General features: G+C 74.0%; 21 protein-coding genes. 9 read left to right on the top strand and 12 right to left on the bottom strand.

The annotated features are described in order from the left end of the window. The first annotated feature begins 778 nt into the window (after positions 1-778). Positions 779-1,435, top strand: a complete 657-nt coding sequence (locus ACYVO2_RS20335) for an MBL fold metallo-hydrolase (RefSeq protein ID WP_461009327.1) — start codon at positions 779-781, stop codon at positions 1,433-1,435. An 87-nt stretch (positions 1,436-1,522) separates the two neighbouring features. Here the strand turns inward: ACYVO2_RS20335 and ACYVO2_RS20340 are convergent, their stop codons facing one another. From ACYVO2_RS20340 to ACYVO2_RS20360, 5 genes are all read right to left on the bottom strand, one after another. Further along, a complete protein-coding gene (locus ACYVO2_RS20340) occupies positions 1,523-2,536 on the bottom strand; it encodes a TerC family protein (protein WP_461009328.1) in 1,014 nt (337 codons plus the stop codon). A 439-nt stretch (positions 2,537-2,975) separates the two neighbouring features. Further along, a complete protein-coding gene (locus ACYVO2_RS20345) occupies positions 2,976-4,904 on the bottom strand; it encodes a TerD family protein (protein ID WP_461009329.1) in 1,929 nt (642 codons plus the stop codon). 140 nt (positions 4,905-5,044) lie between these two features. Further along, a complete protein-coding gene (locus tag ACYVO2_RS20350; protein ID WP_461009330.1) occupies positions 5,045-5,623 on the bottom strand; it encodes a TerD family protein in 579 nt (192 codons plus the stop codon). A 303-nt stretch (positions 5,624-5,926) separates the two neighbouring features. Beyond that, a complete protein-coding gene (gene uvrB / locus ACYVO2_RS20355) occupies positions 5,927-8,026 on the bottom strand; it encodes an excinuclease ABC subunit UvrB (protein ID WP_461009331.1) in 2,100 nt (699 codons plus the stop codon). 125 nt (positions 8,027-8,151) lie between these two features. Continuing rightward, positions 8,152-10,971 (bottom strand): FAD-binding and (Fe-S)-binding domain-containing protein, encoded by a 2,820-nt coding sequence (locus ACYVO2_RS20360; RefSeq protein WP_461009332.1) that lies wholly within the window; start codon positions 10,969-10,971, stop codon positions 8,152-8,154. Positions 10,972-11,116: 145 nt separating this feature from the next. Here ACYVO2_RS20360 and ACYVO2_RS20365 point away from each other — a divergent pair, with 145 nt between their 5' ends. The 5 genes from ACYVO2_RS20365 (at position 11,117) to ACYVO2_RS20385 (ending at position 15,750) form a co-directional block, all read left to right on the top strand. After that, positions 11,117-11,713 carry a TetR/AcrR family transcriptional regulator gene (locus ACYVO2_RS20365; RefSeq protein ID WP_461009333.1) on the top strand — a complete coding sequence of 199 codons (597 nt, stop codon included), beginning with the start codon at positions 11,117-11,119 and terminating at the stop codon, positions 11,711-11,713. A gap of 167 nt (positions 11,714-11,880) precedes the next feature. Next, positions 11,881-13,377 (top strand): MFS transporter, encoded by a 1,497-nt coding sequence (locus ACYVO2_RS20370; protein WP_461009334.1) that lies wholly within the window; start codon positions 11,881-11,883, stop codon positions 13,375-13,377. Positions 13,378-13,596: 219 nt separating this feature from the next. Further along, positions 13,597-14,496 (top strand): RNA polymerase sigma factor SigJ, encoded by a 900-nt coding sequence (gene sigJ, locus ACYVO2_RS20375; RefSeq protein ID WP_461009335.1) that lies wholly within the window; start codon positions 13,597-13,599, stop codon positions 14,494-14,496. Between the two features lie 40 nt (positions 14,497-14,536). Next, positions 14,537-14,965, top strand: coding sequence for a carboxymuconolactone decarboxylase family protein (locus ACYVO2_RS20380; protein ID WP_461009336.1), 429 nt, complete (start codon positions 14,537-14,539; stop codon positions 14,963-14,965). A gap of 278 nt (positions 14,966-15,243) precedes the next feature. Beyond that, positions 15,244-15,750, top strand: a complete 507-nt coding sequence (locus tag ACYVO2_RS20385; RefSeq protein WP_461009337.1) for a DinB family protein — start codon at positions 15,244-15,246, stop codon at positions 15,748-15,750. Between the two features lie 429 nt (positions 15,751-16,179). Here the strand turns inward: ACYVO2_RS20385 and ACYVO2_RS20390 are convergent, their stop codons facing one another. After that, the gene (locus ACYVO2_RS20390; protein ID WP_461009338.1) at positions 16,180-16,914 is read right to left on the bottom strand and encodes a DUF7873 family protein; all 735 of its coding nucleotides are present in this window, start codon (positions 16,912-16,914) and stop codon (positions 16,180-16,182) included. Positions 16,915-17,146: 232 nt separating this feature from the next. On the opposite strand from ACYVO2_RS20390, the gene ACYVO2_RS20395 reads away from it, so the two are divergent. Next, positions 17,147-17,704, top strand: coding sequence for a hypothetical protein (locus ACYVO2_RS20395; RefSeq protein WP_461009339.1), 558 nt, complete (start codon positions 17,147-17,149; stop codon positions 17,702-17,704). On the opposite strand, the gene coaE is transcribed toward ACYVO2_RS20395, so the two are convergent. The 3 genes from coaE to rpsA all read right to left on the bottom strand — a co-directional run bounded on the left by coaE (position 17,684) and on the right by rpsA (position 21,096). After that, the gene (coaE, locus tag ACYVO2_RS20400; protein WP_461009340.1) at positions 17,684-18,328 is read right to left on the bottom strand and encodes a dephospho-CoA kinase; all 645 of its coding nucleotides are present in this window, start codon (positions 18,326-18,328) and stop codon (positions 17,684-17,686) included. The two genes, ACYVO2_RS20395 and coaE, sit on opposite strands and share 21 nt — an antisense overlap. A gap of 43 nt (positions 18,329-18,371) precedes the next feature. Next, the gene (locus tag ACYVO2_RS20405; protein ID WP_461009341.1) at positions 18,372-19,304 is read right to left on the bottom strand and encodes a proteasome assembly chaperone family protein; all 933 of its coding nucleotides are present in this window, start codon (positions 19,302-19,304) and stop codon (positions 18,372-18,374) included. Positions 19,305-19,608: 304 nt separating this feature from the next. Next, positions 19,609-21,096, bottom strand: a complete 1,488-nt coding sequence (gene rpsA, locus ACYVO2_RS20410; RefSeq protein WP_461009342.1) for a 30S ribosomal protein S1 — start codon at positions 21,094-21,096, stop codon at positions 19,609-19,611. Between the two features lie 355 nt (positions 21,097-21,451). Between rpsA and ACYVO2_RS20415 the strand changes: the two genes are divergently transcribed. Next, the gene (locus tag ACYVO2_RS20415; protein WP_461009343.1) at positions 21,452-22,282 is read left to right on the top strand and encodes a class I SAM-dependent methyltransferase; all 831 of its coding nucleotides are present in this window, start codon (positions 21,452-21,454) and stop codon (positions 22,280-22,282) included. Positions 22,283-22,303: 21 nt separating this feature from the next. Here the strand turns inward: ACYVO2_RS20415 and ACYVO2_RS20420 are convergent, their stop codons facing one another. From ACYVO2_RS20420 to ACYVO2_RS20430, 3 genes are all read right to left on the bottom strand, one after another. After that, positions 22,304-23,296, bottom strand: a complete 993-nt coding sequence (locus tag ACYVO2_RS20420; RefSeq protein WP_461009344.1) for a PorA family protein — start codon at positions 23,294-23,296, stop codon at positions 22,304-22,306. Between the two features lie 15 nt (positions 23,297-23,311). After that, on the bottom strand, positions 23,312-23,479 hold the full coding sequence (locus ACYVO2_RS20425) for an SPW_0924 family protein (RefSeq protein ID WP_461009345.1): 168 nt from the start codon (positions 23,477-23,479) through the stop codon (positions 23,312-23,314). A 242-nt stretch (positions 23,480-23,721) separates the two neighbouring features. Beyond that, positions 23,722-25,035: a lytic transglycosylase domain-containing protein gene (locus tag ACYVO2_RS20430; protein WP_461009346.1), complete on the bottom strand. Its 1,314-nt coding sequence runs from the start codon at positions 25,033-25,035 to the stop codon at positions 23,722-23,724. 327 nt (positions 25,036-25,362) lie between these two features. Between ACYVO2_RS20430 and ACYVO2_RS20435 the strand changes: the two genes are divergently transcribed. Beyond that, positions 25,363-26,181 (top strand): DUF4184 family protein, encoded by an 819-nt coding sequence (locus ACYVO2_RS20435; protein ID WP_461009347.1) that lies wholly within the window; start codon positions 25,363-25,365, stop codon positions 26,179-26,181. Positions 26,182-26,288 lie beyond the last annotated feature (107 nt).

Here is a 26,288-nt window from a genome sequence, read left to right on the forward strand (position 1 = left end):
CCCCCAGCCATGCTAAACGGGGTCTGTCCGGCTTTTCTTCCTGCTCCGGAACCTGCCCCGAACCCGGCCCGGCCACCGCCGGGGTCGCGGGCCGGGCGGCGGCGTGTGCGGTGGGCCCGGTGACGCGGCGGGCCGGGGAGCGTTCGGAAGGTGGGCGCCGGCCCCGGCTGTGAGCGCGCCGGGTCGGAGCACTGCCGCCCTGGGCAGCCTCGGAGTCACGAGCGTATAGCACGTACATTCGAATAGCGAAGCGCTTCCCCCATGTTCACTCGCACGTGTGAATGAGGCGGCCGCCCGGTCCGGCCGTGCGCGGCAGGGGTTCGGCGCACCGCGCCGGGCGGCCCGGCGCGGGCGTGCATGCGCGGGCTCCCCGGCCGGCCACCCCGCCCCGGCGCCGCTGAGCGGCACTGGGCACGGAACGGCACACGGCAACCCTGTGCAGAGGGCCGGGACGGCGCTTCGGCCCGGCGCCGGCCGGCGCGCGGCCACCCGCCCACCCGTGTCACCCGGAGCGCCGGACCCCTGTTCGATACGCCCACCCGGGCCGGGGCCGGCGAGAAGACTCCACAGTACGCGAGCGGGAGCGCCGAGGCGGCGGACTTCGCGGCGGGAGCTCCCCCGGGGGCCGCGTCCCGGCGCTGCCGCCGCCCGGCCGACCCGCGCCGCCCGTACGGCCCGCAGGGGCCCGCCGCCGTCTACGATCACCACGCGCGACCCACTGAACGATCCGGCACCGGCCGGCGGCAGCCGGCGACGACGACCACGAAGGGACACCGCGATGGCGTACCACGGACAGGTGAGAGTCGGCGGGCCACCCGACGTCCGCGAGCTGGCCCATCTGATCATCACCAAGGTCGCGGTGGGTCCGATGGACAACAACGCCTATCTGCTGCGCTGCCGGGAGACGGGCGAGCAGATGCTGGTGGACGCGGCCAACGAGCCGCAGACGCTGCTGCGGGTCATCGGCCCCGACGGGTTGGCCTCGGTGGTCACCACGCACCGGCACGGCGACCACTGGCAGGCGCTGGCGGAGGTGGTGGAGGCCACCGGCGCCCGCACCCTGGCCGGGCGCTTCGACGCCGAGGGCATCCCGGTGCCGACGGACGTGCCGCTGGAGGACGGGGACACCGTGCGGGTCGGCCGGGCCGAGCTCACCGCGCGGCACCTGGCGGGCCACACCCCCGGCAGCGTCGTGCTCGTCTACGACGACCCGCAGGGCCACCCGCACGTGTTCACCGGGGACTGCCTGTTCCCCGGCGGAGTCGGCAACACCCACCGCGACCCGAAGGCGTTCGCGCAGCTCATCCAGGACGTGGAGACCAAGCTGTTCGACGTGCTGCCGGACGAGGCGTGGGTGTACCCGGGCCACGGCCACGACACCACCCTGGGCGCCGAGCGGCCCCATCTGCCCGAGTGGCGCGCCCGGGGCTGGTGACGGCCGGGCACGCGGCGGGGCCCGCACGGGGTGGCGCTCCCGTGCGGGCCCCTCTCTTCGCGGGGGTCGCTTCCCCGGCCGCCGCGGCTACCGCGCGGCGGGCTCCTTCTCGCCCTCGTCCGCGCCCGGCTCCGGCGCGGCCTCGACGGCCTGCTGGGCCTCGGCGCGGCGGGTGGCCCGCAGGCTCGTCACCGTGGTGACGGCCAGGACGGTGCAGATGACGCCGAGCGAGACGGGGATGCTGATCTCCGGCACGTGCACCCCGGACTCGTGCAGGGCGTGCAGCACCAGCTTCACGCCGATGAAGCCGAGGATCACCGACAGGCCGTAGGAGAGGTGGACCAGCTTCTTCAGCAGCCCGCCGATGAGGAAGTAGAGCTGCCGCAGACCCATCAGCGCGAAGGCGTTGGCGGTGAAGACGATGTACGGGTCCTGGGTGAGACCGAAGATCGCCGGGATGGAGTCCAGCGCGAACAGCACGTCGGTGGTGCCGATCGCCAGCATCACGATCATCATCGGCGTGATCAGCCGCTTGCCGTTCTTCTTGATGAACAGCTTGGTGCCGTGGTACTGGTCCGTGGCCGGAACGCGCTTCTCGATCGCCTTCAGCAGGCGGTTCTCCTCGTAGGCCTCGTCCTCCTCGTCCGCGCGCGCCTCCTGGATCAGCTTCCAGGCGGTGTAGATCAGGAACGCGCCGAAGATGTAGAAGACCCAGGCGAAGTTGCTGACGATGGCGGCGCCCGCGGCGATGAAGCCCGCCCGCAGCACCAGCGCGATCAGCACGCCGATCAGCAGCACCCGCTGCTGGTAGATGGTGGGCACCGAGAACTTCGCCATGATCAGCACGAAGACGAACAGGTTGTCCACGCTGAGCGACTTCTCGGTGATGAAGCCGGCGAAGAACTCACCCGAGGGCTGGCCGCCGGCGAACACGGCGAGCCCGATGCCGAACAGCACGGCGAGCGCCACCCACACGCCCGTCCAGATACCGGCCTCCTTGATGGAGACCTCGTGCGGCTTGCGTCCTATGAAGAAGTCGACGGCGATCAGCGCGCACAGGCCGACCACGGTCGCGATCCATACAGTCAGGGAAACGTCCACTGCTCCTCCGGCAGTTGCGGGCGTTGGCAACGTCAGCGGGATCACGGGGGACACGTCGTGTCCGCCCGGGATCGCTGCCGGAGGTCTCTTCCACCCGCTGGGCCGATGGGGCATGGGGCCGGGAACCCGGGCTCCGGGCGGCCTCGCGGGCCGCCGGAGCCGTGATGACGGGTCCTCCGCTAAAGGAGTACTCCCCTCCGCGTAAAGAACTGTATATGAAGACCAAGAGATGGCAAAGAGGTGGCGCAGGACAGGGCGGCTGGTTCGATCACATTTCGAACGGATGTGCGATCGGGCGCCGCTGTCGGGGTGCCGCGCTCGGGCACCGCGCCCCCGTCCGTGCGGAACGGCTGCGGGCGGCGGGCCGTGGGCCGGGCCGCCGCCCTCACCGTCGTGCCCACGGGCGCCGGACACGCCCCGGCGCCCGCCTGCCGGACGCCTACCTGCCGAACGCCTGCCGCGCCGCCGCCACCCGGGCGCCGACCTGGTGCAGCACCTGGCTGCCCGGCGCCGGGAGCAGCGGGGAGAACGTCCAGGCGTGGCCCACCCACGGGTCGGCGAGGTGGTCGTCCGGGGTCGGGGTCAGCCGCATGAGGGCCCGCCACAGCGGATCCAGCACCGGGCCGTACGCCCGCGCGTCCTCCCGGTCGGCCACCATCATCAGGTGCACGCCCACCCGGGGCCCCTCGTCGGCGAGGTAGCGGAGCTGGGTGACCACGCGGTCGTCGAAGCCGTAGGGGAAGTCGTTGACGATCAGCAACTGCTCGCTGAGGTCCAGGTGGGACGGCAGCGCGTCGGAGGCGCCGCCGCGCACGGCCATCTGCACCAGGTCCACCCGCTGCACCAGCTTGGCGATCATCGCGGTGACGCCCGCGGCGCCGGTCGCGACCGGCTCCTTCAGCACGCCGCTGTTCACCAGGGGCGCCAGCGCGTGCGCGCCGGTGCCCGCCGGGTCGATGGCGTGCACCGTGAACTCGCCCGCCGGGTAGGCCGCCATGACGCGGACGGCCAGCGCGACCGCCACCTCCATCGCCAGCCTCCTGGCCTGCTCGGAGTCCACCGTCATCGGTGTGTTCGGCGAGCGCCCGCTGTCGATCCACAGGCCGCGCTCCAGCGGCAGCCGCACCAGCATGGGGATGCGCAGCTCCGGGTGCTCGGGCAGGTGCAGGTCGCCCAGGCGCACCGCCATGGGCGTCTCCATGGTCACCTGGAAGTTCCGCCACACGGCGCTGTCCCAGGAGGCGAACGGCGGCGGCAGCGCGGGCTCGACCACGGCCGCCTCCGCCGCGATCTGCGCCACGTCCCGGTCCAGGGACGCCTTGGCCTGCGCCACCAGCTCGTCGTGCCTGGCCCGCGCGGTGGCGCGGGCGGTGTCGGCGGCGGAGCCCACCCGGCTCGCCGGGTCGGCGAGCACCCGGTCCAGCTCCTGGTCGAGCCGGGACTGGGCGAAGTCGACGGCGCTGCGGTACGCGGCCGTGGTGCGGGCCATGTCCTCGAACATGCCCCACACCTGGTTGTACAGGCGCTCCTCCATCGTCCAGCCGGAGGCGTTGCCCGCCACGGGCTGGGAGGGGTCGGCGGGCACCGGGGCCGGCTCCGGCGGGGCGGGCGGCGCCACGGAGGCGCGGCGCGGGTGCTGGTAGTTGAGCCGGCCGGCCGGGTCCGCGGCGGGCGGGACCGGCGGGGCGGGCGGGGTCGCGGGGGGCGTCGGCGGGACGGCCGCGCCCGCGCCGCCCGCGGCGTTCCCGGCCACCGTGGCGGCCCTGCGCGCCCTGTCGCCCTCGGCCTGCGGCGGCGGGGGCGCCACCGAGCGGGCCAGGCCGCGGGCGATCGCGTCGTTGATCGTGGCCGCGAGCGACGTCGCCTCCGGCAGGCCCTGGTCGCGCAGCATGGCCTCGAGGCCGCCCGCGTAGCCCTGGCCGACCGCGCGCACCTTCCACTGGCCGCGGCGCAGATACAGCTCGATCGCGACGACGGCGGACTCCTGGTCCAGGTCCGTCATGGTGTACGTGGCGATCTCGGCGCCGTCCAGGCCGGTGATCGCCACGAACGGCGCCGACACCGCGCCGAAGCGCAGCGGGGAGCCCTCCGCCGGCGGCAGGGCCAGCAGCACGTTGACCCAGTGCACGCCGTCGGGCAGCGCGCCGAGGTCCACGGCGAGCCGGTGGTCGGCCGCCGCCTGCCGGGAGACCTCCACGCCCGGCAGCTTGGGCGAGCCCGGGTGCGCGACCCACTCCACGCCCCGCACCTTGCCCTGGTCGTCACCGAGGGTCACCCCGGAGATGACCGGCTGCCCGGTCGAGATCCTCACTTCCAGGCGGTTGTCCGGGAGTGGATGGTTCTGCCCCCGGGCCAACTCGGCGCTCATCGTGGTCCCCCTGTTCGTTCCTGCTCTGCGTGTGAGCTGCTGCGTCGTGTCGCGTGCGGGTGCGGCGGTGCGCGGCCCCCGGTGTGGGGGCCGCGCACCGCCGGCCGATCCGCCCGCCGCCTGCCGAGGCCCTGACGGGCCTACAGGTGAGCGGCGATCGCCGGCATCAGGTCCTGGAAGGTGCGGCCGCTGGCCGGGGCGCCGATGGCCGCCATCTGCCAGCCGTTGCCCGAGCGGAACACCTTCGCCATCACCTGGGCGGTGTACTGGCCGCCGCCGGTGAGGGTGTAGCGGGCCAGCTCCTGGCCGTTGCTCTCGTCGATGAGGCGGCAGAAGGCGTCCTGCACCTCCTGGAAGGTCTGCCCGGTGAAGGAGTTCACCGTGAAGAAGATCTGGGTGATGTGGACGGGCACGCGCTGGAGGTCCACCAGGATGGACTCGTCGTCCCCGCCGCCGCCGGCGCCGCCCACCAGGTTGTCGCCGGTGTGCCGCACCGAGCCGTCGTCGCTCACCAAGTGCTGGAAGAACACGACGTCCACCGGCTGGGCGTCGGCGAACAGGATCGCCGAGGCGTCCAGGTCGATCTCGCGGGTCCGGCTGCCGAACAGCCCGCGGCGGGGCGCGGCCTTCCAGCCCAGCCCCATCCGCACGACGTTGAGCGTGCCCCCGTCGGACTTCTGAAGGCTGATCTGCTGGCCCTTGGCCAGGTTGACCGTCACGCGCTGTCCCCTCCTCGAAGAACTGCCATGTTCGTTGTCACGCCATGGAGATGTGCACCACCGGCCACGCGGCCGGACCCGCCACTGCGGTTGCAAGGCACCCTACGCAGTGCCGCCGACAACGCGTCGCGTCGGGTCGCCATTGTGGCCCTGTTGAGACACACGCGGGAGCGGACACGCGAGGTTTCACCCGCCGGCGGAGCGCCCGCCGCGGCGGGCGGGGGCGCGGGCGCGGAAACGATCCGGCCCGGGGGCGGGAGCGCCGGTCCGGGCCCGGCCGCCCCCGTCCCCGGCGGGCCGCCGCTAGGCGACTCCCGCCTCCTTCATCTGGCGCAGCTCCTTCTTCAGCTCGCCCACCTCGTCCCGCAGCCGGGCCGCGACCTCGAACTGGAGCTCGGACGCCGCGGTGTGCATCCGCGCGGTGAGCTCCTCGATCAGCTCGGTCAGCTCCTCCGCGGGCAGGCCCTTGGCGTCCTTGCGCTTCGCGCCCGCCTTCGCCGACAGGCCGGGCACCGGTGCCTTGCCCCGCGACTGCTGGCGCCCGCTGCCGAGCAGCTCGCCGGTGTCCGCGTCCTCGCGGGCGATGGAGTCCAGGATGTCGCCGATCTTCTTGCGCAGCGGCTGCGGGTCGATGCCGTGCGCGGTGTTGTACGCGATCTGCTTCTCGCGGCGGCGGTTGGTCTCCTCGATGGCCTTCTCCATCGCGGGCGTGATCCGGTCCGCGTACATGTGGACCTGGCCGGAGACGTTGCGCGCCGCGCGGCCGATCGTCTGGATCAGCGAGGTGCCCGAGCGCAGGAAGCCCTCCTTGTCCGCGTCGAGGATGGCGACCAGCGACACCTCCGGCAGGTCCAGGCCCTCGCGCAGCAGGTTGATGCCGACCAGGACGTCGTACTCGCCCGCGCGCAGCTCCCGCAGCAGCTCCACCCGGCGCAGCGTGTCGATGTCGCTGTGCAGGTACCGCACCCGGATGCCGAGTTCCAGCATGTAGTCGGTGAGGTCCTCGGCCATCTTCTTGGTGAGGGTGGTGACCAGCGCCCGCTCGTCCTTCTCGGCCCGCACCCGCACCTCGTGCACCAGGTCGTCGATCTGGCCCTCGGTGGGCTTGACGATCACCTGGGGGTCGACCAGGCCGGTGGGGCGGATGATCTGCTCCACCGGCCGGTCCGAGCGGGACAGCTCGTAGGCGCCGGGCGTGGCGGACAGGTAGACCGTCTGCCCGATGCGCTCCAGGAACTCCTCCCACTTCAGCGGCCGGTTGTCCATGGCGGACGGCAGCCGGAACCCGTGGTCCACCAGGGTCCGCTTGCGGGAGGCGTCGCCCTCGTACATGGCGCCGATCTGCGGCACGGTGACATGGGACTCGTCGATGACGAGGAGGAAGTCCTCGGGGAAGTAGTCGAGCAGCGTGTGCGGGGCGGTGCCGGGGTCGCGGCCGTCGATGTGCCGCGAGTAGTTCTCGATGCCGGAGCAGGTGCCGATCTGCCGCATCATCTCGATGTCGTAGGTGGTGCGCATGCGCAGCCGCTGCGCCTCCAGCAGCTTGCCCTGCTTCTCCATGCGGGCGAGCTGCTCCTCCAGCTCCCGCTCGATGCCGGAGACCGCCCGCTCCATGCGCTCGGGGCCCGCCACGTAGTGGGAGGCGGGGAAGACGTAGAGCTGCTCGTCCTCGGTGACGATCTCGCCGGTGAGGGGGTGCAGCGTGGACAGCGCCTCGATCTCGTCGCCGAACATCTCGATGCGGACGGCGAGCTCCTCGTAGACCGGGAGGATCTCGATGGTGTCGCCGCGGACGCGGAAGGTGCCCCGGGTGAACGCCAGGTCGTTGCGCGTGTACTGGACGTCGACGAAGCGGCGCAGCAGCGCGTCCCGGTCGATCTCCTGGCCGACGCGCAGCGGGACCATCCGGTCCACGTACTCCTGGGGGGTGCCCAGGCCGTAGATGCAGGACACGGACGCCACCACGATCACGTCGCGCCTGGTGAGCAGGGAGTTCGTCGTGGAGTGGCGCAGCCGCTCCACCTCCTCGTTGATGGAGGAGTCCTTCTCGATGTAGGTGTCCGTCTGCGGGACGTACGCCTCGGGCTGGTAGTAGTCGTAGTAGGAGACGAAGTACTCCACGGCGTTGTGCGGGAGCAGCTCGCGGAACTCGTTGGCCAACTGGGCGGCCAGCGTCTTGTTCGGCGCCATCACCAGGGTGGGGCGCTGGAGCCGCTCGACCATCCAGGCCGTGGTCGCGGACTTGCCGGTGCCGGTGGCGCCGAGCAGGACCACGTCCTTCTCGCCGGCGCGGATCCTGCGCTCCAGCTCGTCGATGGCCTGCGGCTGGTCGCCGGAGGGCTGGTAGGGGCTGACGACCTGGAAGGGCGCCACCTTGCGTTCGATGTCTGTGGTGGGTCGCACGCCACCACGGTACGACTCCCCACTGACAACCGGGGCCGGTCCGTGTCGGCCGCCGGGACCCGGCGCGCGCCCGCCGCCGCCCCCGGACGGCCCGCCAGCCGCGCCGGGGCGGCTCCGGCCCGCCCTCAGCCGCGCTCCCCCGCGAGCAGCTCCGCCAGGTGCACGCCGTGCGCCCCGGCCAGGTCGGCGGCCTGGGTGCGGCAGGAGAAGCCGTCGGCGAGCAGGACGGTGCCGGGGGCGGCCGAGCGCAGCGCGGGCAGCAGGGCGTTGCCCGCCACGGCCACGGACAGCTCGTAGTGGCCGCGCTCCATGCCGAAGTTCCCGGCGAGGCCGCAGCAGCCCGCCAGGGTGGTGACCTGTGCGCCGAGCGCGGTGAGCAGCTCCCGGTCGGCGGTGAAGCCCATGACGGCGTGCTGGTGGCAGTGCGGCTGGGCGAGCACCCGCGTCCCGGTCAGGTCGGGGCGGGGCCAGGCGTCCCCGGCCTCGGTGAGCAGCTCGGCGAGGGTGCGGGTGGCCCCGGCGACGGCGCGGGCCCGGGGGTCGTCGCCGAGCAGGTCGGGCAGGTCGGAGCGGAGCACGGCGGTGCAGGACGGTTCCAGGCCCACGATCCGCGCGCCCGCCGCGACGTGCGGCGCCAGCACGTCCACCAGCCGGGCCAGCCGCCGGCGCGCCGCGTCCAACTGGCCGGTGGTGATCCAGGTCAGGCCGCAGCAGGCGGTCCGGTCGGGCACGGTGACGGCGAAGCCCGCGTCCCGCAGCACCCTCGCCGCGGCCCGGGGCACCCCCGGGGCGAAGGCGTCGCAGAAGGTGTCGGCCCACAGCACCACGGGGGCGCCCGCCCCGCCGTCGCCGCCCCCCTCCCGCCGCCACCACCGGGTGAACGGCTCCGCCGCGAGGCGCGGCACCCGGCGCCGCCCGTCCACGCCCGCGAGGGGCAGCAGCACCCGGGCCGCGCCCCGGCGGCCCAGCACCGCGTTGGCCGCGGGCACCGCCCCGGGGACCCGGCCGAGCAGGCGCGTCCACCGCGGCAGCCGGCCCAGCGTGTAGTGGCTGACCGGCCGCGGGCGCCCGGCGTACGCCCGGTGCAGCACCAGCGACTTGTACGCCGCCATGTCCACCCCGGCCGGGCAGTCGCTGCCGCACGCCCGGCACGACAGGCACAGGTCGAGCGACTCGCGGACCTCCGGCGCCCGCCAGCCGCGCACCAGCGTGCCGTTCGCCAGCTCCTGGAGCACCCGGGCGCGGCCCCGGGTGGAGTCCTTCTCGTCCCGGGTGGCCAGGTAGGACGGGCACATGAAGCCGCCCGCCGCCGTCGTGTCGGCCCGGCACTTGGCCACGCCGGTGCAGCGGTGGACGGCCCTGGTGAGGTTGCCGTCGTCGGCGCGCAGCCCGAGGCGGTGCGGCTGGGGCAGCGGGGCGGCGGCCGGGCGCCTGAGGTCGGCGTCCACCGGCCGGGGGTCCACCAGCACCCCGGGGTTGAGCAGCCCGTCCGGGTCGAGCAGCGCCTTGAAGCGGCCGAACAGGGCCAGGGCGCCCGGGGAGTACATCAGGGGCAGCAGCTCGCCGCGGGCGCGCCCGTCGCCGTGCTCGCCGGACAGCGACCCGCCGTACTCGGACACCAGGGCGGCGGCGTCCCGCAGGAACGCCCGCAGGGCCGCCCCGTCCGCCTCCAGCGGCAGGTCGATCCGCACATGGACGCAGCCGTCGCCGAAGTGCCCGTACGGCACGCCCGTCACGTCGTGGGCGGCCAGCAGCGCGTCGAACCGGCGCAGGTAGGCGCCCAGGTGCTCGGGCGGGACCGCGGCGTCCTCCCAGCCGGGCCACGCCTGCCGGCCGCGCGCGGTGCGCCCGGCGAGCCCCGCCCCGTCCTCCCTGATCCGCCACATCGCGGTGGCCTGCTCGCCCGCCGGGAGGAGGCGGTGCTCCAGCGCGTCCGCGTCCGCGGCCATGGCCAGCGCCGCGGCGGCGGCCTCGCCGGCGTCGGCCCCGCCGGCCTCCACCATCAGCCAGCCGCCGCCCCGGGGCAGCCCCGGCACCCGGTTCGCGCCGCGGTGCCGCCGCACCACGTCCACCAGCCTCGCGTCGAGGCCCTCCACCGCGAGCGGGCGGTGCCGCAGCAGCGCGGGCACGGCGTCGGCGGCGCTCGCCATGTCGGGGTAGCCGAGGACCAGCAGCGCCCGGGCGGGGGCCTCCTCGACCAGCCGCACGGTGGCGCCGAGCACGATGCCCGCGGTGCCCTCGGTGCCCACCAGGGCCTTGGCCAGGTCCCGGCCGCGCTCCGGCAGCAGGTGCTCCAGGCCGTAGCCGGACCCCTGCCGGGAGAAGCGCCCGAACTCGGTGCGCAGCACCCGGAGCGCCCCGCCGACCAGCGCGTCCAGGCCCGGCACCGGGTCCAGGCCCCTGGCCGCGGTGAACACCCGCCCGGTGCCGTCGGCGACGGTGAGCGACTCGACGTTGTCGGCGGTGCGCCCGTGGGCGACCGCGTGCGGCCCGCACGCGTTGTTGCCGATCATGCCGCCGAGGGTGGCCCTGGACTGGGTGGACGGGTCGGGCCCGAACCGCAGCCCGTGCGGGGCGGCGGCCCGCTGGAGGTCGGCGAGCACAACGCCGGGCTGGACGCGGGCGGTGCGCTCGCGCGGGTCCAGGGCGAGGACGGCGTTCATGTGGCGGGAGAAGTCCAGGACGATCCCGGGCCCGATCGCGTTCCCGGCGATCGACGTGCCGCCGCCCCGGCAGGTCACCGGCGTCCCGGTGCGCCGGGCGACGTCGAGCGCGGCCAGCACGTCGTCCTCGTCGCGCGGCGCCACCACCACGCGCGGCACCACCCGGTAGTTGGACGCGTCGGTGGAGTACTCGGCCCGCCGGCGCGGCGAGTCGTCCACCTCTCCGCGCACCGCGGCGCGCAGGAGGCGCGCCGGTTCACCCGCTGCCGGACCGCGTGCCACGGTGTCTCCTCCCTGGGCGCGGCGGGCGCGGCCCGGGGCGGCCGGAGGGTGGCCGGTCCGGTCCGGGCGCGGTGTGCCGTCGGTGGTCTATGGTCGATAGAGACGTTAAGTGTACGGAACCGTTTCGCAAACAGGGAGCCGCACCATGACCACGGACGCCGCACGGCCGGCGCGCCGCACACGCCTCACCCCCGAGCGGGAGCGGGAGCTGTACGCCGCGGTGCTCGAGCTGCTGCGCGAGGTGGGGTACGACGCGCTGACCATGGACGCCGTGGCGGCCCGCACCCGCTCGAGCAAGGCCACGCTCTACCGGCAGTGGAAGGGCAAGCCGGAGCTGGTGGTGGCCGCGCTGCGGGACAACCACCCGGTGCGGGCGGGGGACGTGGACACCGGCTCGCTCGCCGGGGACCTGCGCGAGGTCGCCCGCAGGCTGTGCAAGAAGGCCGACGACACCGCGCTGATGCGGGGCATCACCCACGCGGCCGAGCGCAACCCCGAACTCGGCCGGGCGATGCGCGAGACGCTGATCCAGCCGGAGATGGACGCGCTGTACCGGATGCTGGACCGGGCCGTGGAGCGCGGCGAGCTGGCCCCGGACCGGCCCGCGGCCGGCTTCCTGTCGGAGATGATCACCGGCGCGCTGCTGACCCGGCCGATGCTGGAGGACCGGCACGCCGACGAGCCGTACCTGCTGGCCTACTTCGACGCGGTGGTGCTGCCCGCGCTCGGCGTCGAGGGCTGAGCGGCGGGCACTCCCCCGCCGCGCTCCCCTCCGGGGTTTCCGCGCCGCCGCACCCGCGGCCGCGCCTCCCGCTCCCGCGAGCCCCATCGAAACGTTTGCGTTTCGTTCAGCGGAGGTCTAGGCTCGCCGCGAGTACGAAACCGTTTCGTATCGAGGGAGTCGTCCCCATGTCTGGAACCGCCACCGACCTCCGCGCCGTCGGGTCCGCGCCCGCCGACGAGGGCCCCCGCCACCGATGGTGGGTCCTGGCGATCATCGGCCTCGCCCAGTTGATGGTCGTCCTGGACGCCACCATCGTGAACATCGCCATGCCCTCCGCCCAGCAGGACCTGGGCTTCTCCGACAGCGACCGGCAGTGGATCGTCACCGCCTACGCCCTGGCGTTCGGCAGCCTGCTGCTGCTCGGCGGGCGCCTCGCCGACCTGATAGGCCGCAAGATCACCTTCCTGGTCGGACTCGTCGGCTTCGCCGGGGCCTCGGCGCTCGGCGGCGCCGCCCCCAACTTCGAGGTGCTGGTCACCGCCCGCGCCCTCCAGGGCGCCTTCGGCGCGCTGCTCGCCCCCGCCGCGCTGGCACTGCTGACCACCACCTTCACCGAGCCCAAGGAGCGCGCCCGCGCCTTCGGCATCTACGGCGCGATCGCCGGCTCCGGCGGCGCCGTCGGCCTGCTGCTCGGCGGCCTGCTCACCGAGCACCTCGACTGGCGCTGGACCCTGTACGTCAACCTGGTCTTCGCCGTTCTGGCGCTCGTCGGCGGCTGGGCGCTGCTGAAGTCCGGCAGGCCCGCCGACCGCCCCAAGCTGGACATCCTGGGCACCCTGCTGGTCTCCGCCGGCCTGTTCTCCGTCGTCTACGGCTTCTCCAACGCCGAGCACGACGGCTGGTCCGCCACCGGCACCTGGGGCCTGCTGGTCCTCGGCGGCGTGCTGCTGGTCGCGTTCGCCTGGTGGCAGACCAGGGCCGCGCACCCGCTGCTGCCCCTGCGGGTGCTGCTGGACCGCAACCGCGGCGCGTCGTTCCTCTCGATGCTCATCTCCTCCGCGGCCATGTTCGGCCTGTTCCTCTTCCTCACGTACTACCTCCAGCTCAGCCTCGAGTACTCCCCCGTCGAGACCGGCCTGGCGTTCATGCCGATGATCACCGTGGTGATGATCGCCGCGACCCTGTCCACGACCATGCTGCTGCCGCGCATCGGCCCCAAGCCCCTGGTCCCGCTGGGCATGGGCCTGGCGGCGGCGGGCATGGTGTGGCTGACCGGCCTCGGCATCGGCAGCTCGTACGCCTCCGAGGTGCTGCCGCCCACCCTCGTCTTCGGCCTCGGCGTCGGCCTGGTCATGGCCCCGGCGATGAACCTGGCCACCTACGGGGTCCAGGCCAACGACGCGGGCGTGGCGTCGGCGGCCCTCAACGCCATGCAGCAGGTCGGCGGATCCATCGGCACGGCGCTGCTGAGCACCTTCGCCTCCACCGCCGCCGACGACTACCTCAAGGGGAGGAACCCGGCCGACGAGCTGGTGCGGGCGCAGGCCGCGATCGAGAGCTACCACGCCGTGTACTGGTGGTCCGGCGTGTTCTTCGCCGCCGGTCTGGTGATCAGCTTCCTGCTCTACCGCCGCGGCGTGCCGAAGACCGACCCGGACGCGGCGCCGGTCGTCCACATGTGACGGCTCCCTGACGGCCCCCACCGGTCCGGGGCCGCCCGGCAGCGGAGCGGGGCGGCCCCGCGGCGCCGCGTCCGTGGGGACGGGACGCGGCGCACGGCAGGCCCGGCGGAACGGACTCCCCTCGCGGGAACACCGGCCGCCGGGCCTGACTTGTCATCCGGTGGGCGGCTGCTGGGACGGCGGGCCGCCGGGACGAGGGGACGAGGGAAGGCGCGTCGCATGCTCGACGAGGAGTGGGAGGAGCACCGCCCCGCGGTGTTCGGCGTGGCGTACCGGCTGCTCGGCAGCGTGGCCGACGCCGAGGACGTGGCCCAGGACGTGTGGCTGCGGGCGGCCGGGGCCGACCTGCGCGGCGTCAGCGATCTGCGGGCCTGGCTGGTCACCGTGGCGGCGCGGCGCGCCTACGACATCCTGCGGTCGGCGCGGGTGCGCCGCGAGAGCTACGTCGGGCCGTGGCTGCCCGAGCCGCTGCTGACCGGCCCCGACGCGGCGGAGCCGGTGCTGGTGGACGAGTCCGTCGGCACGGCCATGCTGCTGGTGATGGAGGAGCTCAGCCCGCCCGAGCGGGTCGCTTTCGTCCTCCACGACGTGTTCGGGTTCGCCCACGGCCGGATCGCCGAGGTGCTGGGCGGCTCGGTGCCCGCCGCCCGGCAGCTCGCCTCGCGGGCCCGGCGCAAGGTGGCCCGCGCGCGGACGTCGCTGCCGCGGGCCCCGCGCGCCGAGCAGGAGCGGGTGCTCACCGCGTTCAAGGCCGCCTACGAGGCCGGGGACCTGGCCGGGCTGGTGCGGCTGCTGCACCCGGACGCCGTCTACGTCACCGACGGCGGCCGCGACGCCCACGCCGCCCGCAGGCCCATCCGCGGCGGCCTGCTCGCCGCCGAGGTCATGGTGCGGGTCGGCCGCAGGTGGCGCCCCGACCGCATCGACCTCGTGGAGGTCGGCGGGGAGCCCGCGCTGGTCTTCCACCGCGAGGGCGGCGTGTACTCCGTGGACACCTTCGACGTCCGGGACGGTCTGATCACCGCGTACCGCAGGGTCCTCTCCCCCGGCAAGCTCGCCCACCTGCGCACCGCTCCGCCGGAGGCTGTCACACCCGGGCGGGCCGTCTCGTCTCCCTGACGACCGGCCGGGGACACCGGCCAGAAGGAGAGGGAACACCGTGCCCCGTTTGAACCTCGGCGAGACCGCCCCGGAGGCGTACCAGGGCTTCCGCCAGGCGGACGCCGCCATCCGCAACAGCCCGCTGGACGGCACCGTGCGCGAGCTGGTCAAGCTGCGGGCCTCGCAGCTCAACGGCTGCGTGTACTGCGTCGACATGCACAGCGGCGAGGCCCGCCGCACGGGCGAGCGCCAGGAGCGGCTCGACCAGTTGCCCGTGTGGAAGGAGTCCGAGCTGTTCGACGCGCGGGAGCGGGCGGCGCTCGCCTACACCGAGGCCGTCACCCGCCGCGAGGACGTCGGCGACGAGCTGTGGGAGGAGCTGCGCCGCCGGTTCCCCGACGAGAGCGAGCTCGGCCACCTGGCCGCCCAGGTGTCGCTGATCAACGCGTTCAACCTGTTCTGCGTGCCGCTGCGGTACAGGCCGTAGCCCCGCCGGATCGGGTGACCGGGTGAGGCGGCGGGGCGTCGGACGCGACGCCCTGCCGCCTCGGGTTCGGCGGGGGCGGCGGGGCGGGTGGCCGGGGTGGGCGTCGCGGGTGGGGCGGCGGGGGCGGGGTCGCGGCGCGGGGCCGGGTGCCGCCGGGGTTCGCGTTGTCACGTTGAGCGAAGCTGGGGCCAGTTATCTATGCGTCGAACGCGGCCTCCGCCCGCGCCGTTCCCGCGGGCCGGAGCCCGGTGCCCGACCAGGGCCGCTACCATCCGCCCATGTCTGACGGACGCTTCGCGCTCGCGCCCACGGCCGACGAGCGATCGGTGCTGCTCACCTTCCTCGACTGGCAGCGCGACACCCTGGTGCGCAAGTGCGCGGGCCTGTCCGACGAGCAGTTGCGCCTGCGCGCGGTGCCCACCTCGAACCTCACCCTGGTGGGCCTGGTGCGGCATCTGGCCGGGGTCGAGCGGTGGTACTTCCAGGTGATCATGGCCGGTGAGGCCCCGCCCGAGCTGTTCACCGCGACCGACGACGCGGACGAGGACTTCAACGACATCGCCTCCGCCACCGGTGCGGCCGCCTTCGCCGTCTGGCGGGCCCAGGTCGCGCACTCCCGCCGCGTGGTGGCCGGGCGCCCCCTGGAGGCGGTGGGGACCAACCCCGCCACCGGGCAGCGGCACGCGCTGCGCTGGGTGCTGAGCCACATGATCGACGAGTACGCCCGCCACAACGGCCACGCCGACCTGATCCGGGAGGCCGTGGACGGCACGACGGGCGAGTGACGCCCGTCCCCCGCCGGGCGGAGCGGCGGAGCGGGCCCGGGAGCGTAGCCAGCTCCCGGGCCCCGGTGTCCGCCTGTGTGGGCACGCCGGGGTGGTCGGGGTCGGCGGGTCAGTCTGATGCCGTCGCGTTCTTCCTTTGAACTACCGCCCATCGAGCTGAGCGGGAGGGAGTCGAACCCCCATTCGACGGCCGGGCCCGCGCCCGTCGTTCCGGCGATCGGCGGCGAATGCTGAGTCTGGAGCGAGAGTCTGAGATTGAGGCGGCCTGCCTCTGCCTTTGGGCCACGCCCGGCACACTGGGCCGGACGGCGGGGAATCGAACCCCGCACCGGGACCGCTTGATCACGACGAGCTTCAGTTTCAGCTTGCGCTCCTCGCGCACCCCGGCGGCACACAGGCCACCGGGGAGTTCATGAGGCTACCCGAACGTCATCCGAACAGGTAGCCGAACACCGCCTCGCCGACCCGCTGGTCGGTGACCTCCACCGCGTTGGCCTCCTCGCGGGCGAACTTCACCGCCTGCTGGAGCTTCTCCACCCGGTCGAGCAGCTCGTTGACCCGGCGGGCGGGCAGCGCGCCGGAGAACTTCACCGTGGACCAGTACCCGACGGGGATGTCCTCGTAGTACACCTCGACCTGCGCCGGGTGCTTGTCGGTGGCCTCCGCCTTGACGTGGTTGCGCGGCACCTTCTTGGTGCGCACCGTGCGCACCACCTCGGTCTTCCAGCAGTCCGTGGACGGGTCAAGGTTCCACGACTCCGCGGCGTCCAGCACCGGCAGGCGGCGCAGGAAGCCGTTCAGGTCGGCGAGCTGCTTCTCCAGGAAGAGCAGGTACGAGACGGGGACGTCGCGCAGGAGGGCGCGGCCCTCCACCGTGACGTCGGCGCGGGCCGTGCAGTTCGCCCAGTCCTTCGTGGCGGTGACGTCGAACAGGCGGGTCAGGGTGGCGGCGGTGACCCGCAGCACCTCCTCGGCCTTGACCTGCACCCGGGTGGACTCCGGCGGAAGCTGCTCGCCCTCCTCGTCCTTGGGCTGGTACGTGCGCGAGATGCCGGAGAGCAGCGCGGGCTTGGCGAGCTTGCCCTGCTCGGCCGCCACGTCCTGCTGCGCCTTGGTCTTGACGCCCTTTTCGATCGCGATGATCTGACTGAGTTTCGTCGCCACGCGCCGTACCGTAGCAGCCCTGTTCGACATTCTTCGAAGGTTTATCCGAGAGGGCGGCCGCCGGGGCACACGCGCCGGTGTACCCCTCCGGGGGGACGGGGGGTGCGACCCGGGTCGGACGGCGGGAGGCGAACCGGCGACCGGAGTGCGACGCGGTGCGGGCGGCGGTCCGGGAAGTCTTGAGCCGTTCCCGCCGCGGCCGTCCCCGGCCCCGCCTCCGAAGGAGTCCCCCGTGACCGTCGCCCCCGCGACACCCGCCCCGCCCCGCTGGGCGGTCCGCCTCGCCCGTGTCGCCGCGCTGGCCCCGCTGCCCTCGGGGCTGTGGCGGCTGGCGCTGGCCTGCCACGTCCCCCTCGGCTTCGGCGCCGCCTCGGACCTGCACCCGAGCCGGATCAGCGCCGGGCTGAGCGTCTACATGGTGACGCTGACGCTGGTGGCCGAGGGGCTGGGGCTGCTGGCCCTGGGCCTGGTCCGGCCGTGGGGCGAGGTGTTCCCCCGGTGGCTGCCGGTGCTCGGCGGGCGGCGGGTCCCGGTCCCGGCCGCGGTCGTCCCGGCCGGGCTCGGGGCGGCGGTGCTCATCCTGCTGGGCGCCCTCGGGGCCGTGGGCTGGAACAGCCCGGAGAACATGGGCTCGCCCGACGCCCCGCAGGGCCTCGCGTACTGGGTGATGACGCTCGCCTACGCGCCGCTGCTGCTGTGGGGGCCGGCGCTCGCCGTGCTGGCGGCGCACTACCGCGGGCGGCGCACCCGGGCGACGCCGCGGCCCGGGCTAGCGGTCGCCGGTGCCTGAGTCGCCGGGGTCCGTGCCGTCGCCGTCCGGGGCGGCCCGGGCGGCGAGCCGCGACCACAGGGCGCGGACCTGCGGCTCCAGGGCTTCCAGGGGGCCGTCGTTGTCGATCACGTAGTCGGCGACGGCCAGCCGGGCCTCGCGGGTGGCCTGCGCGGCCATGCGGGCCCTGGCGTCCTGCTCGGGCATGCCGCGCAGGCGGGTGAGGCGGTCCAGTTGGGTCCCCGGGGAGGCGTCCACGACGACGACCACGTCGTAGAGGCCGGCCAGCCCGTTCTCGGCGAGCAGGGGCACGTCGTGGACCACGACCGCGTCCTTCGGCGCGGCGGCCTCCAGCTCGGCCGAGCGGGCCCGCACCAAGGGGTGGACGATGCCGTTGAGGGCCCGCAGGCGCTCGGGGTCGCCGAAGACGACGGAGCCCAGCCTGGGCCGGTCCAGGGAGCCGTCCGGGGCGAGCATCCCCTCGCCGAACTCGGCGACGACGGCGGCCAGGCCGGGGGTGCCCGGGGCGACGACCTCGCGGGCGATCACGTCCGAGTCGATCAGGACCGCCCCGTGGGACACCAGGAGCGCGGACACCTCGCTCTTGCCCGCGCCGATGCCACCGGTGAGGCCGATTCGCAGCATGGACCCACCCTAGCCGGGCGGGTCCCGGGGGCCGGCACCCGCCTCAGTTCTCGTTCTCCCGCTCGGCCAGGAACTGCTCGAAGCGGGCGGCCAGCTCGTCCGCCGAGGGCAGGTTGTCGGCCTCGGCGGCCAGGCTGTCCCGGCCCGCCGGGCCCGTGATCGCGTCGTAGCGGCTCTCCATGAGCTGGATCTCCGAGGTGAGGCTCCCGTCGTCCACGGCGATCTGCCGGTCGATCTCCGCGCGCACCTTCTCGCTGTTCTCCGCCAGCCCGGGCGCGGGCAGCACCAGGCCGGTCGCCGAGGTGACCGCCTCGAGCACCGCCAGGGCCGACGGCGGATACGTGGCGTTGGCCAGGTAGTGCGGAACGTGCACGGCGAAGCCCACCACGTCGTGGCCGGCCTCGGCGAGCCGGTACTCCAGCAGGGCCTGGGCGCTGCCGGGGACCTCGGCCTCGTCGAACAGCGCCGGGTGGCCCGCGAGCAGGTCCTTGCGGTTGCCGTGGGCGGTCAGGGACGGCGGCCTGGTGTGCGGCACGCCCATGGGGATGCCGTGGAAGTTCACGGTCAGCCGCACCCCGAGGCGCTCCACCAGACCGCGCACGGCGGCCGCGAAGCGCTCCCACTCCACGTCCGGCTCCGGCCCGGACAGCAGCAGGAACGGGGTGCCGGTGGAGTCGTCCACCAGGCGCAGCTCCAGCTCGGGCGCCTCGTAGGTGGCCCAGTGGTCGCGGCGGAAGAGCATGGGGGGGCGCCGCGCCCGGTAGTCGATCAGCCGGTCCACGTCGAACCGGGCCACCGGGGTGCCGGGGAAGCCGTCGCGGATGTGCTCCACCACCTGGTGGCCGGCCTTGCCCGCGTCGATGAACCCCTGGAGGTGGAAGAGGAGCACCAGTCCGTCGGACTCGGCCGTGGCGGAGGCGTCCGCCGCCGCCAGTCCCTCGGGGTCGAACGCGTAGAGGTCTGCTGTGTCCCGCACGTGCACCATCTCCTTTTCGCCTCCGCGTGACAACACATGGCGTGGCGTGAGCATTCCCCGCCACTCGCGCTCCGTCCTGCCCGCCCACCGCCCGTGAACACCACCTGCCCCGGCGCGGGAGGGCGCGCGCGGGGGTGGCCTGAGGGGTTGACCGTCTCCCGAGCGCCGGGCGGGGGCGCCCCCACCCGGCCTGCCGGCCCGCTCCACGCCGGCTCCACCGCGGTGGCAGCGACGGCGGAAGGCCCGCCCCCGAGGGGACGGGCCTTCCGTTCGTACCGCTGCGTGTCGCCGTGCGGCGCCGGCGTCAGCTCTGGCCGCCGGCCAGCTTCTCGCGGAGCGCGGCGAGCGCCTCGTCCGACGCCAGGGCACCGGAGCTGTCGTCCGAGGCCGAGGAGTACGAGCCGCCGCCGCCCTGGCCACCCTGGCCACCGGGCTCACCGGCCGCCTCGGCGTCGGCCTCGCGGGCCTTGACCACCTGGGCCTGGTGCTGCTCGAAGCGGGTCTGCGCCTCGGCGTACTGGCGCTCCCACTCCTCGCGCTGCTTCTCGTAGCCGGGCAGCCAGTCGTTCGCCTCGGGGTCGAAGCCCTCGGGGTAGATGTAGTTGCCCTGCTCGTCGTAGGACGCGGCCATGCCGTAGAGGGTCGGGTCGAACTCGACGGCGGACGGGTCCGCGCCGAACGCCTCGTTGGCCTGCTTCAGCGAGAGGCTGATGCGACGGCGCTCGAGGTCGATGTCGATGACCTTGACGAAGATCTCGTCGTTGACCTGGACGACCTGCTCCGGGATCTCCACGTGGCGCTCGGCCAGCTCGGAGATGTGGACCAGGCCCTCGATGCCCTCGTCCACCCGGACGAACGCGCCGAACGGCACCAGCTTGGTGACCTTGCCGGGGACGACCTGGCCGATCTGGTGGGTCCGGGCGAACTGCTGCCACGGGTCCTCCTGCGTCGCCTTCAGCGACAGGGAGACCCGCTCGCGGTCCATGTCGACGTCGAGGACCTCGACGGTGACCTCCTGGCCGACCTCGACAACCTCGGAGGGGTGGTCGATGTGCTTCCAGGAGAGCTCGGAGACGTGCACCAGACCGTCGACGCCGCCGAGGTCGACGAACGCGCCGAAGTTGACGATCGACGACACGACGCCGGAGCGGACCTGGCCCTTCTGGAGGGTGGTGAGGAAGGTCTGGCGGACCTCGCTCTGGGTCTGCTCCAGCCAGGCGCGGCGGGACAGGACCACGTTGTTGCGGTTCTTGTCCAGCTCGATGATCTTGGCCTCGAGCTCCTTGCCGACGTACGGCTGGAGGTCGCGGACGCGGCGCATCTCGACCAGGGAGGCCGGGAGGAAGCCGCGCAGGCCGATGTCAAGGATGAGACCACCCTTGACAACCTCGATGACGGTACCGGTGACGATGCCGTCTTCTTCCTTGATCTTCTCGATCGTGCCCCAGGCGCGCTCGTACTGGGCGCGCTTCTTGGACAGGATCAGGCGGCCTTCCTTGTCCTCCTTCTGGAGGACAAGCGCCTCGATCTCGTCGCCGACGGCGACGACCTCGTTCGGGTCGACATCGTGCTTGATCGAGAGCTCGCGCGAGGGAATGACGCCCTCGGTCTTGTAACCAATGTCGAGCAGGACCTCGTCCCGGTCGACCTTCACGATGACGCCGTCGACGATGTCGCCGTCGTTGAAGTACTTGATCGTCTCGTCGATCGCGGCGAGGAAGGCTTCCTCGGAACCGATGTCGTTGACCGCCACCTGCGGGGTGGTTCGAGTGGCCTCGGTGCTGCTCGTCATGTGGGAAAGGGCTCCGGTGCGGACAAGTGAGTCGTAGGTACTGCTACGCCGTGAGCCCGAATCGCACTGCCGAAGCCGGACAGCCACGAGGCGGTTTTCCCGAGGATTCAAGCGGATGTGCCCGAACTCTCTGCTTCCGCCCCAACAACCGAGGGGTCTACAACAGATGCGAGCGCGACCTGCTCCGTCCGAGGCGCGCAGGCCCGCAGCGCAACTTGTAGCATACGGGGACGGCCGAGCAGGGTCAATGCGTCAAGAGGCACGCCTGAGGACGGACCACCCGCAATCGGGCGGGGCGACCCCGGAGGACACGCTCGGCGACAGGTCAAGACCACAGAGTACGACGACGGGCGCCATGAACCAAGGATCCGAACCCGAGGCCACCAGGCGGCCCGCGGGGGCCGTGGAGAGCAGCCGCGCCAGCCGGAGCTGGTGGGACCGCAACGCGGACGACTACCAGCGGGAGCACGGCGGCTTCCTCGGCGACGACCGGTTCGTCTGGGGTCCCGAGGGGCTCGACGAGGAGGCGGCCGGGCTGCTCGGACCGGTGGAGGCGCTGAAGGGGAAGGCGGTCCTGGAGGTGGGCGCCGGGGCCGCGCAGTGCTCCCGGTGGCTGGCGGCGCGGGGGGCGCGGCCGGTGGCGCTCGACCTGTCCCTCGCGCAACTGCGGCACGCGCGGAGGATCGACTCCGGGGCCGGGGCGGAGGACGGCGCCGGCGGGGTCTGCCTGGTGCAGGCGGACGCGACGGCGCTGCCGTTCCGGGACGGGGCGTTCGACCTCGCCTGCTCGGCGTACGGCGCGGTGCCGTTCGTCGCGGACAGCGCTCGGGTGATGCGCGAGGTGCGGCGGGTGCTGCGGCCCGGCGGGCGGTGGGTGTTCTCCGTGACGCACCCGGTGCGCTGGGCGTTCCCCGACGAGCCGGGCCCCGAGGGGCTGACGGCGGTGAGCTCCTACTTCGACCGGCGGCCGTACGTGGAGCAGGACGCGTGGGGCCGCGCCGAGTACGTCGAGCACCACCGGACGCTGGGCGACCGGGTGCGGGAGGTCGTCGCGGCGGGCTTCCGCCTGGTGGACCTGGTGGAGCCGGAGTGGCCCGAGGGCCTGGAGCGGGAGTGGGGCGGGTGGAGCCCGCTGCGGGGGCGGCTGCTGCCGGGGACGGCGGTCTTCGTCTGCGTCGCGGAGTGAACCGGGGCGGCGCCGCCCGGTTCAGGTGTACTGCTCGGTGAGGTCGCGGGCGGGGGCGGGCCCGGCGGGCGGCGGGGCGCCGCGGGAGCGGGAGCGCGCCTCCAGCACCAGGGAGAGCACCAGCAGCACGGCGGCCGCCGCCCCGAAGCCCCACGGCAGGTAGGAGATCAGCAGCAGCACCAGCAGGCGGTTGGCGCGCACCAGGTCCACGGTGTGGTCCAGGTAGTCCTCGCGCATCTTCACATGCCCCTCGAAGGCCACCAGCGGCTCGAGTCCGGGGTCGGCGAACCGCATCTCCTCGCGGTGCTTCTCCTCCCCGTTGACGGGTGCGCCGGTCACCGGGTCCACCCAGAACATCCGGACCGTGGTGTACCAGCGGGTGAGGTTGGCCGCCCGGACCATCTCGGAGGTGTAGCCCTTGGGCAGGGTCTTGGGGACGGGGACCTCGGTCCACGGAACGGTCTGCTCGAAGTAGTAGACCTCCATCCCCCGGAAGTCGCGGGTGCCCTTGTAGCGGATGGGCGCCGAGGTGCGGGTCTGCGCGTCGAAGTAGGAGTAGTCCCGCTTCCGGGTGAGGAAGGGGAACTTGAACTCCACGCCCCGGCGCCGCACCGGGTCGCCGTCCACGTGCTCGCCCGCGGCGTGCACCGGCTCCTGGGTGTGGGCGTCGAAGACGTACCGCTCGGGGATCTTGGAGACCAGTTCGCCCTCGGAGTCGGCGACGTAGGACAGCGCGTCCCACACGACCACGTCGCGGCCGGTGCGCTCGCGGGCCTTCCGCGCCTCCTCCACGTTGCCCTTGAGGGTCTGCACGATGGTGACGGTCTGGTTCCGGCGCGGCTTGAGGGTCTCGTAGTCGAGCAGGGTGGCGTTCTCGGCGACGAGGACGACCTCCTGGTAGTGGTCCTTGGGGATCTTGGCCAGGCGCGGGAAGGCGTACCAGCGCAGCATCGGGGCGGTGGCCGCGAAGAAGACGGCGAGGGACAGCAGGACGAGGGCGGCTCGGCGGCGCACGGTGGCCTCCCGCCGTCAGGGGTGGCTGGGCACGGTGGTCAGCAGGGGCTTCGGCGAGGTCTCGCCGTCCGGCGGGGTGCCCAGGGCGATGATCAGCGAGACCAGGGCGAAGGCGGCGGCGAGTCCGATCCCGGCGGCGATGAGAGCGCGCATGGCGAGCCTTCCGTTGCGGGTGCTGCTCACGGCTGGTCGGTCGAGGGGCGCGGGGTGGAGGGCACCGTAGCAAGGGGCGCGTGGAATGAGAACACGTTGCAGTCGGGTATCGGCGGCCGGGCACTCCGGTGGCGGCGCCCCCGGGCGCGGGCGGGCGTCGCCGGGCACGGAGGGGCGCCTTGGGACCACGGGACGCGGCGAGGCCGGCCGCGCCGTGGGGCGGGGCCGGCCTCGCGGGGCAGCCTTGTGACGGCCCGTCGGGCCGCGGGGTGTTACGGCTTGGGGGCGGGCAGCAGGCCGGAGCTGGGCTGCTGGGCGCCGTCCCCCGCGTCGTCCTCGTCGTCCCCGGGGGGTGTGGAGGAGCACGGGTCCGGGCTCTGCGACGAGGAGGAGGACGAGGCCGCCGCCTTCTCCGAGGCCGCGGCGACGGGGTCCGCGGAGGCCTGGGTGGGGCTGCCGTTGTGCTCGGGGAGCGTGGACGCCGACTCGGACGGCGAGGCGGAGTCCGACGGCGTGGGGCAACTGGGCGCCGGGGAGGTCGGGGTCCACGGCGGGGTGGGGGTGGTGGCGCTCGGGGTGGGCTTGACCGTGCCGCCGCCGGTCTTGGTGGGCGTGGGCTTGGGCTTGACGCTGCCGTCGCCGGTGGTGGTCGGGGTCGGGGTGGGCTTGCCGGACGGCTTGCCGCCCGGAGTCTCCTTGTCGCCCTCGCCCTTGCCGCCGGTGCCCTTGCCGCCCTTCCCGTCCGTGTTCTTGTCCTTGTCCTTGCCGTCTCCGGCGGACGGCTCCGTGGACAGGGTCGGGTCGGGCACCGGGCTGCCGGGGTTGTCCGGGATCTGGTGGGTGCCGGACCTGAAGTACTCCAGCCAGGACTTGACGGTCCGCAGGTACGCCTCGGAGTGGTTGTAGCCGAGGATCGCCGCGTCCAGGTGGGACTCGACGGACAGGTCGCGCCCGCCCGCGCACAGGTAGCGGCCCGCGGACATGGCGGCGTCGTAGACGTTGTTCGGGTCCCGCTTCCCGTCGCCGTTGGCGTCGGTGCCCCACACCGCCCAGGTGGAGGGGATGAACTGCATCGGGCCGACGGCGCGGTCGTAGGCGGTGTCGCCGTCGTAGGCGCCGTTGTCGGTGTCCAGGATGGCCGCGAAGCCGTTGCCGTTGAGCTGGGGGCCGCGGATCGGGTTGACGGTGGTGCCGTCGTCGTGCACGTCGCCGCCGCGGGCCTGGTTGGACTCCACCTGGCCGATCGCGGCCAGCAACTGCCAGGGCAGGTTGCAGCCGGGCTGGGTGCTCGCAAGCTCCTGCTCGGCCTTCTTGTAGGCGGCCAGCACGGTCGCGGGGATGCCGCGGCCGCCGGTGACCCGGCCCAGGTCGGTGCCGGACTCGTCCCCGGGCGCGGCCGGCAGGTTGTTGGACGCCTCGGGCTTGTCCGGGGTCACGACCGGGGGGAGGTCGGTGTAGTAGGAGTCGTCACCGGATATCGGCGGGCCCTGGGGCGGGCCGTCCGGCGCGGACGCGCTCGTCGCGAGCCCGGGGGCCTGGGAGGCGGTGAGCGCCGCCATGGTGACCGCGGCCACCGCGGTTCCCATGACCCCTCTGTGCACACGTGCGATGTGCCGACGGCCGAACCGCGCTGCCATGAACCGGATCCCTCCCGATACCGCTTCGTTCCGCTTCGTTCGCTCCGCACCCGCGGGCGTCCGCGCCCCCGGCGGATCGCGATTGGTACGCGACACTACGTCAAGGGGCCCGGCTTCCTCCAGCGTGCGAAGTCGCCATCGCGGTGAGAAAGCCGTGAAGGAACCATTCTGCTGATCAAGGGTGACAGTTTCGTGACCCGGTAGGGTGCGACACGCTGAGCGGGCGCGCAATTCACCGCCCACCGGCGGACCGCGCGACAGGGGGCCCGAGAGGCGATGCCGTTCACGTTGAGCCACGCGGCGGCGGTGTTGCCGCTGGTCGGACCGGACGGAGCGGGGCGCGGACCACTGCTCGCCGCCGCGCTCGTCGCCGGGTCCTTCGCACCCGACGCGCCGTACTACGCGGACACGCTCGTGGCCGGAACCTTTTGGTTCGGGTCGGTCACCCACCGTCCGTGGGGGGTCGTGACGGTGGACGTGCTGATCACCGCGGCGCTCGTGGGGGTGTGGCTGGGGCTGCGGGAGCCTCTGGTGGCGCTGCTGCCCTCCCGCCGGCGCGGGCCGGTCGCCGCGCTGCTGACGGGCCGTCGGTGGCGGGACGTGCCACGGGCGCGGCTCGCCGGGTGGTTCTGGGTGTCGGCGTCGGCCGGGGCGGCCACCCACGTCGGATGGGACGCGTTCACGCACGACGGGCGGGCGGGGGTGCGGCTGCTGCCCGTGCTCCGGGAGGACACCGCCGGGCAGCCGCTGTACTGGTGGGTGCAGTACGCCGGGTCGGCGCTGGCGCTGGCGGTCATGGCCTGGTGGGCGGCGCGGGCGCTGCGCGGGCACGCCGGGGCGGCCGAGCCCGCGGCGGTGCCGCGGCTGACCCCCGGCGCGCGGGCGGCGGCGTGGACGGCGATCGGCGCGGCGACCTGCGCCGCGGCGGGGTACCGGTGCGCGCGGTGGTACGCGGCCCACGGCGCGCCCGAGCGGGCTCACGAATGGATCCCCACGGTGCTGTTCGGCGCGGGCGCGGGGTTCGCGGGCGCGCTGGTGCTGTACGCCGCAGCCGTGCGGGTGCGGTCGGCGGGGCGCGCGCGGGAACGGGTGTAGGCGCGGGTGTAGCGGACCGGCGGCGGAGCGGCGGGGGCGGTGGCCGGCGCGTGCCCCGGGCCGGGCCCGCCGCGGCGCCCGGCCCGCCGGCCCCGCGGCGGGGCGGC

The sequence above is a fragment of the Streptomyces capparidis genome, from assembly GCF_054782095.1.

Bases quoted from the DNA above. Each gene is read 5' to 3' on its own strand.
- ACYVO2_RS20335 (WP_461009327.1), top strand. From the start codon at position 779: ATGGCGTACCACGGACAGGTGAGAGTCGGCGGGCCACCCGACGTCCGC.
- ACYVO2_RS20345 (WP_461009329.1), bottom strand. From the start codon at position 4,904: ATGAGCGCCGAGTTGGCCCGGGGGCAGAACCATCCACTCCCGGACAAC.
- ACYVO2_RS20365 (WP_461009333.1), top strand. From the start codon at position 11,117: ATGACCACGGACGCCGCACGGCCGGCGCGCCGCACACGCCTCACCCCC.
- ACYVO2_RS20370 (WP_461009334.1), top strand. From the start codon at position 11,881: ATGTCTGGAACCGCCACCGACCTCCGCGCCGTCGGGTCCGCGCCCGCC.
- sigJ (WP_461009335.1), top strand. From the start codon at position 13,597: ATGCTCGACGAGGAGTGGGAGGAGCACCGCCCCGCGGTGTTCGGCGTG.
- ACYVO2_RS20385 (WP_461009337.1), top strand. From the start codon at position 15,244: ATGTCTGACGGACGCTTCGCGCTCGCGCCCACGGCCGACGAGCGATCG.
- coaE (WP_461009340.1), bottom strand. From the start codon at position 18,328: ATGCTGCGAATCGGCCTCACCGGTGGCATCGGCGCGGGCAAGAGCGAG.
- rpsA (WP_461009342.1), bottom strand. From the start codon at position 21,096: ATGACGAGCAGCACCGAGGCCACTCGAACCACCCCGCAGGTGGCGGTC.
- ACYVO2_RS20415 (WP_461009343.1), top strand. From the start codon at position 21,452: ATGAACCAAGGATCCGAACCCGAGGCCACCAGGCGGCCCGCGGGGGCC.
- ACYVO2_RS20430 (WP_461009346.1), bottom strand. From the start codon at position 25,035: ATGGGAACCGCGGTGGCCGCGGTCACCATGGCGGCGCTCACCGCCTCC.
- ACYVO2_RS20435 (WP_461009347.1), top strand. From the start codon at position 25,363: ATGCCGTTCACGTTGAGCCACGCGGCGGCGGTGTTGCCGCTGGTCGGA.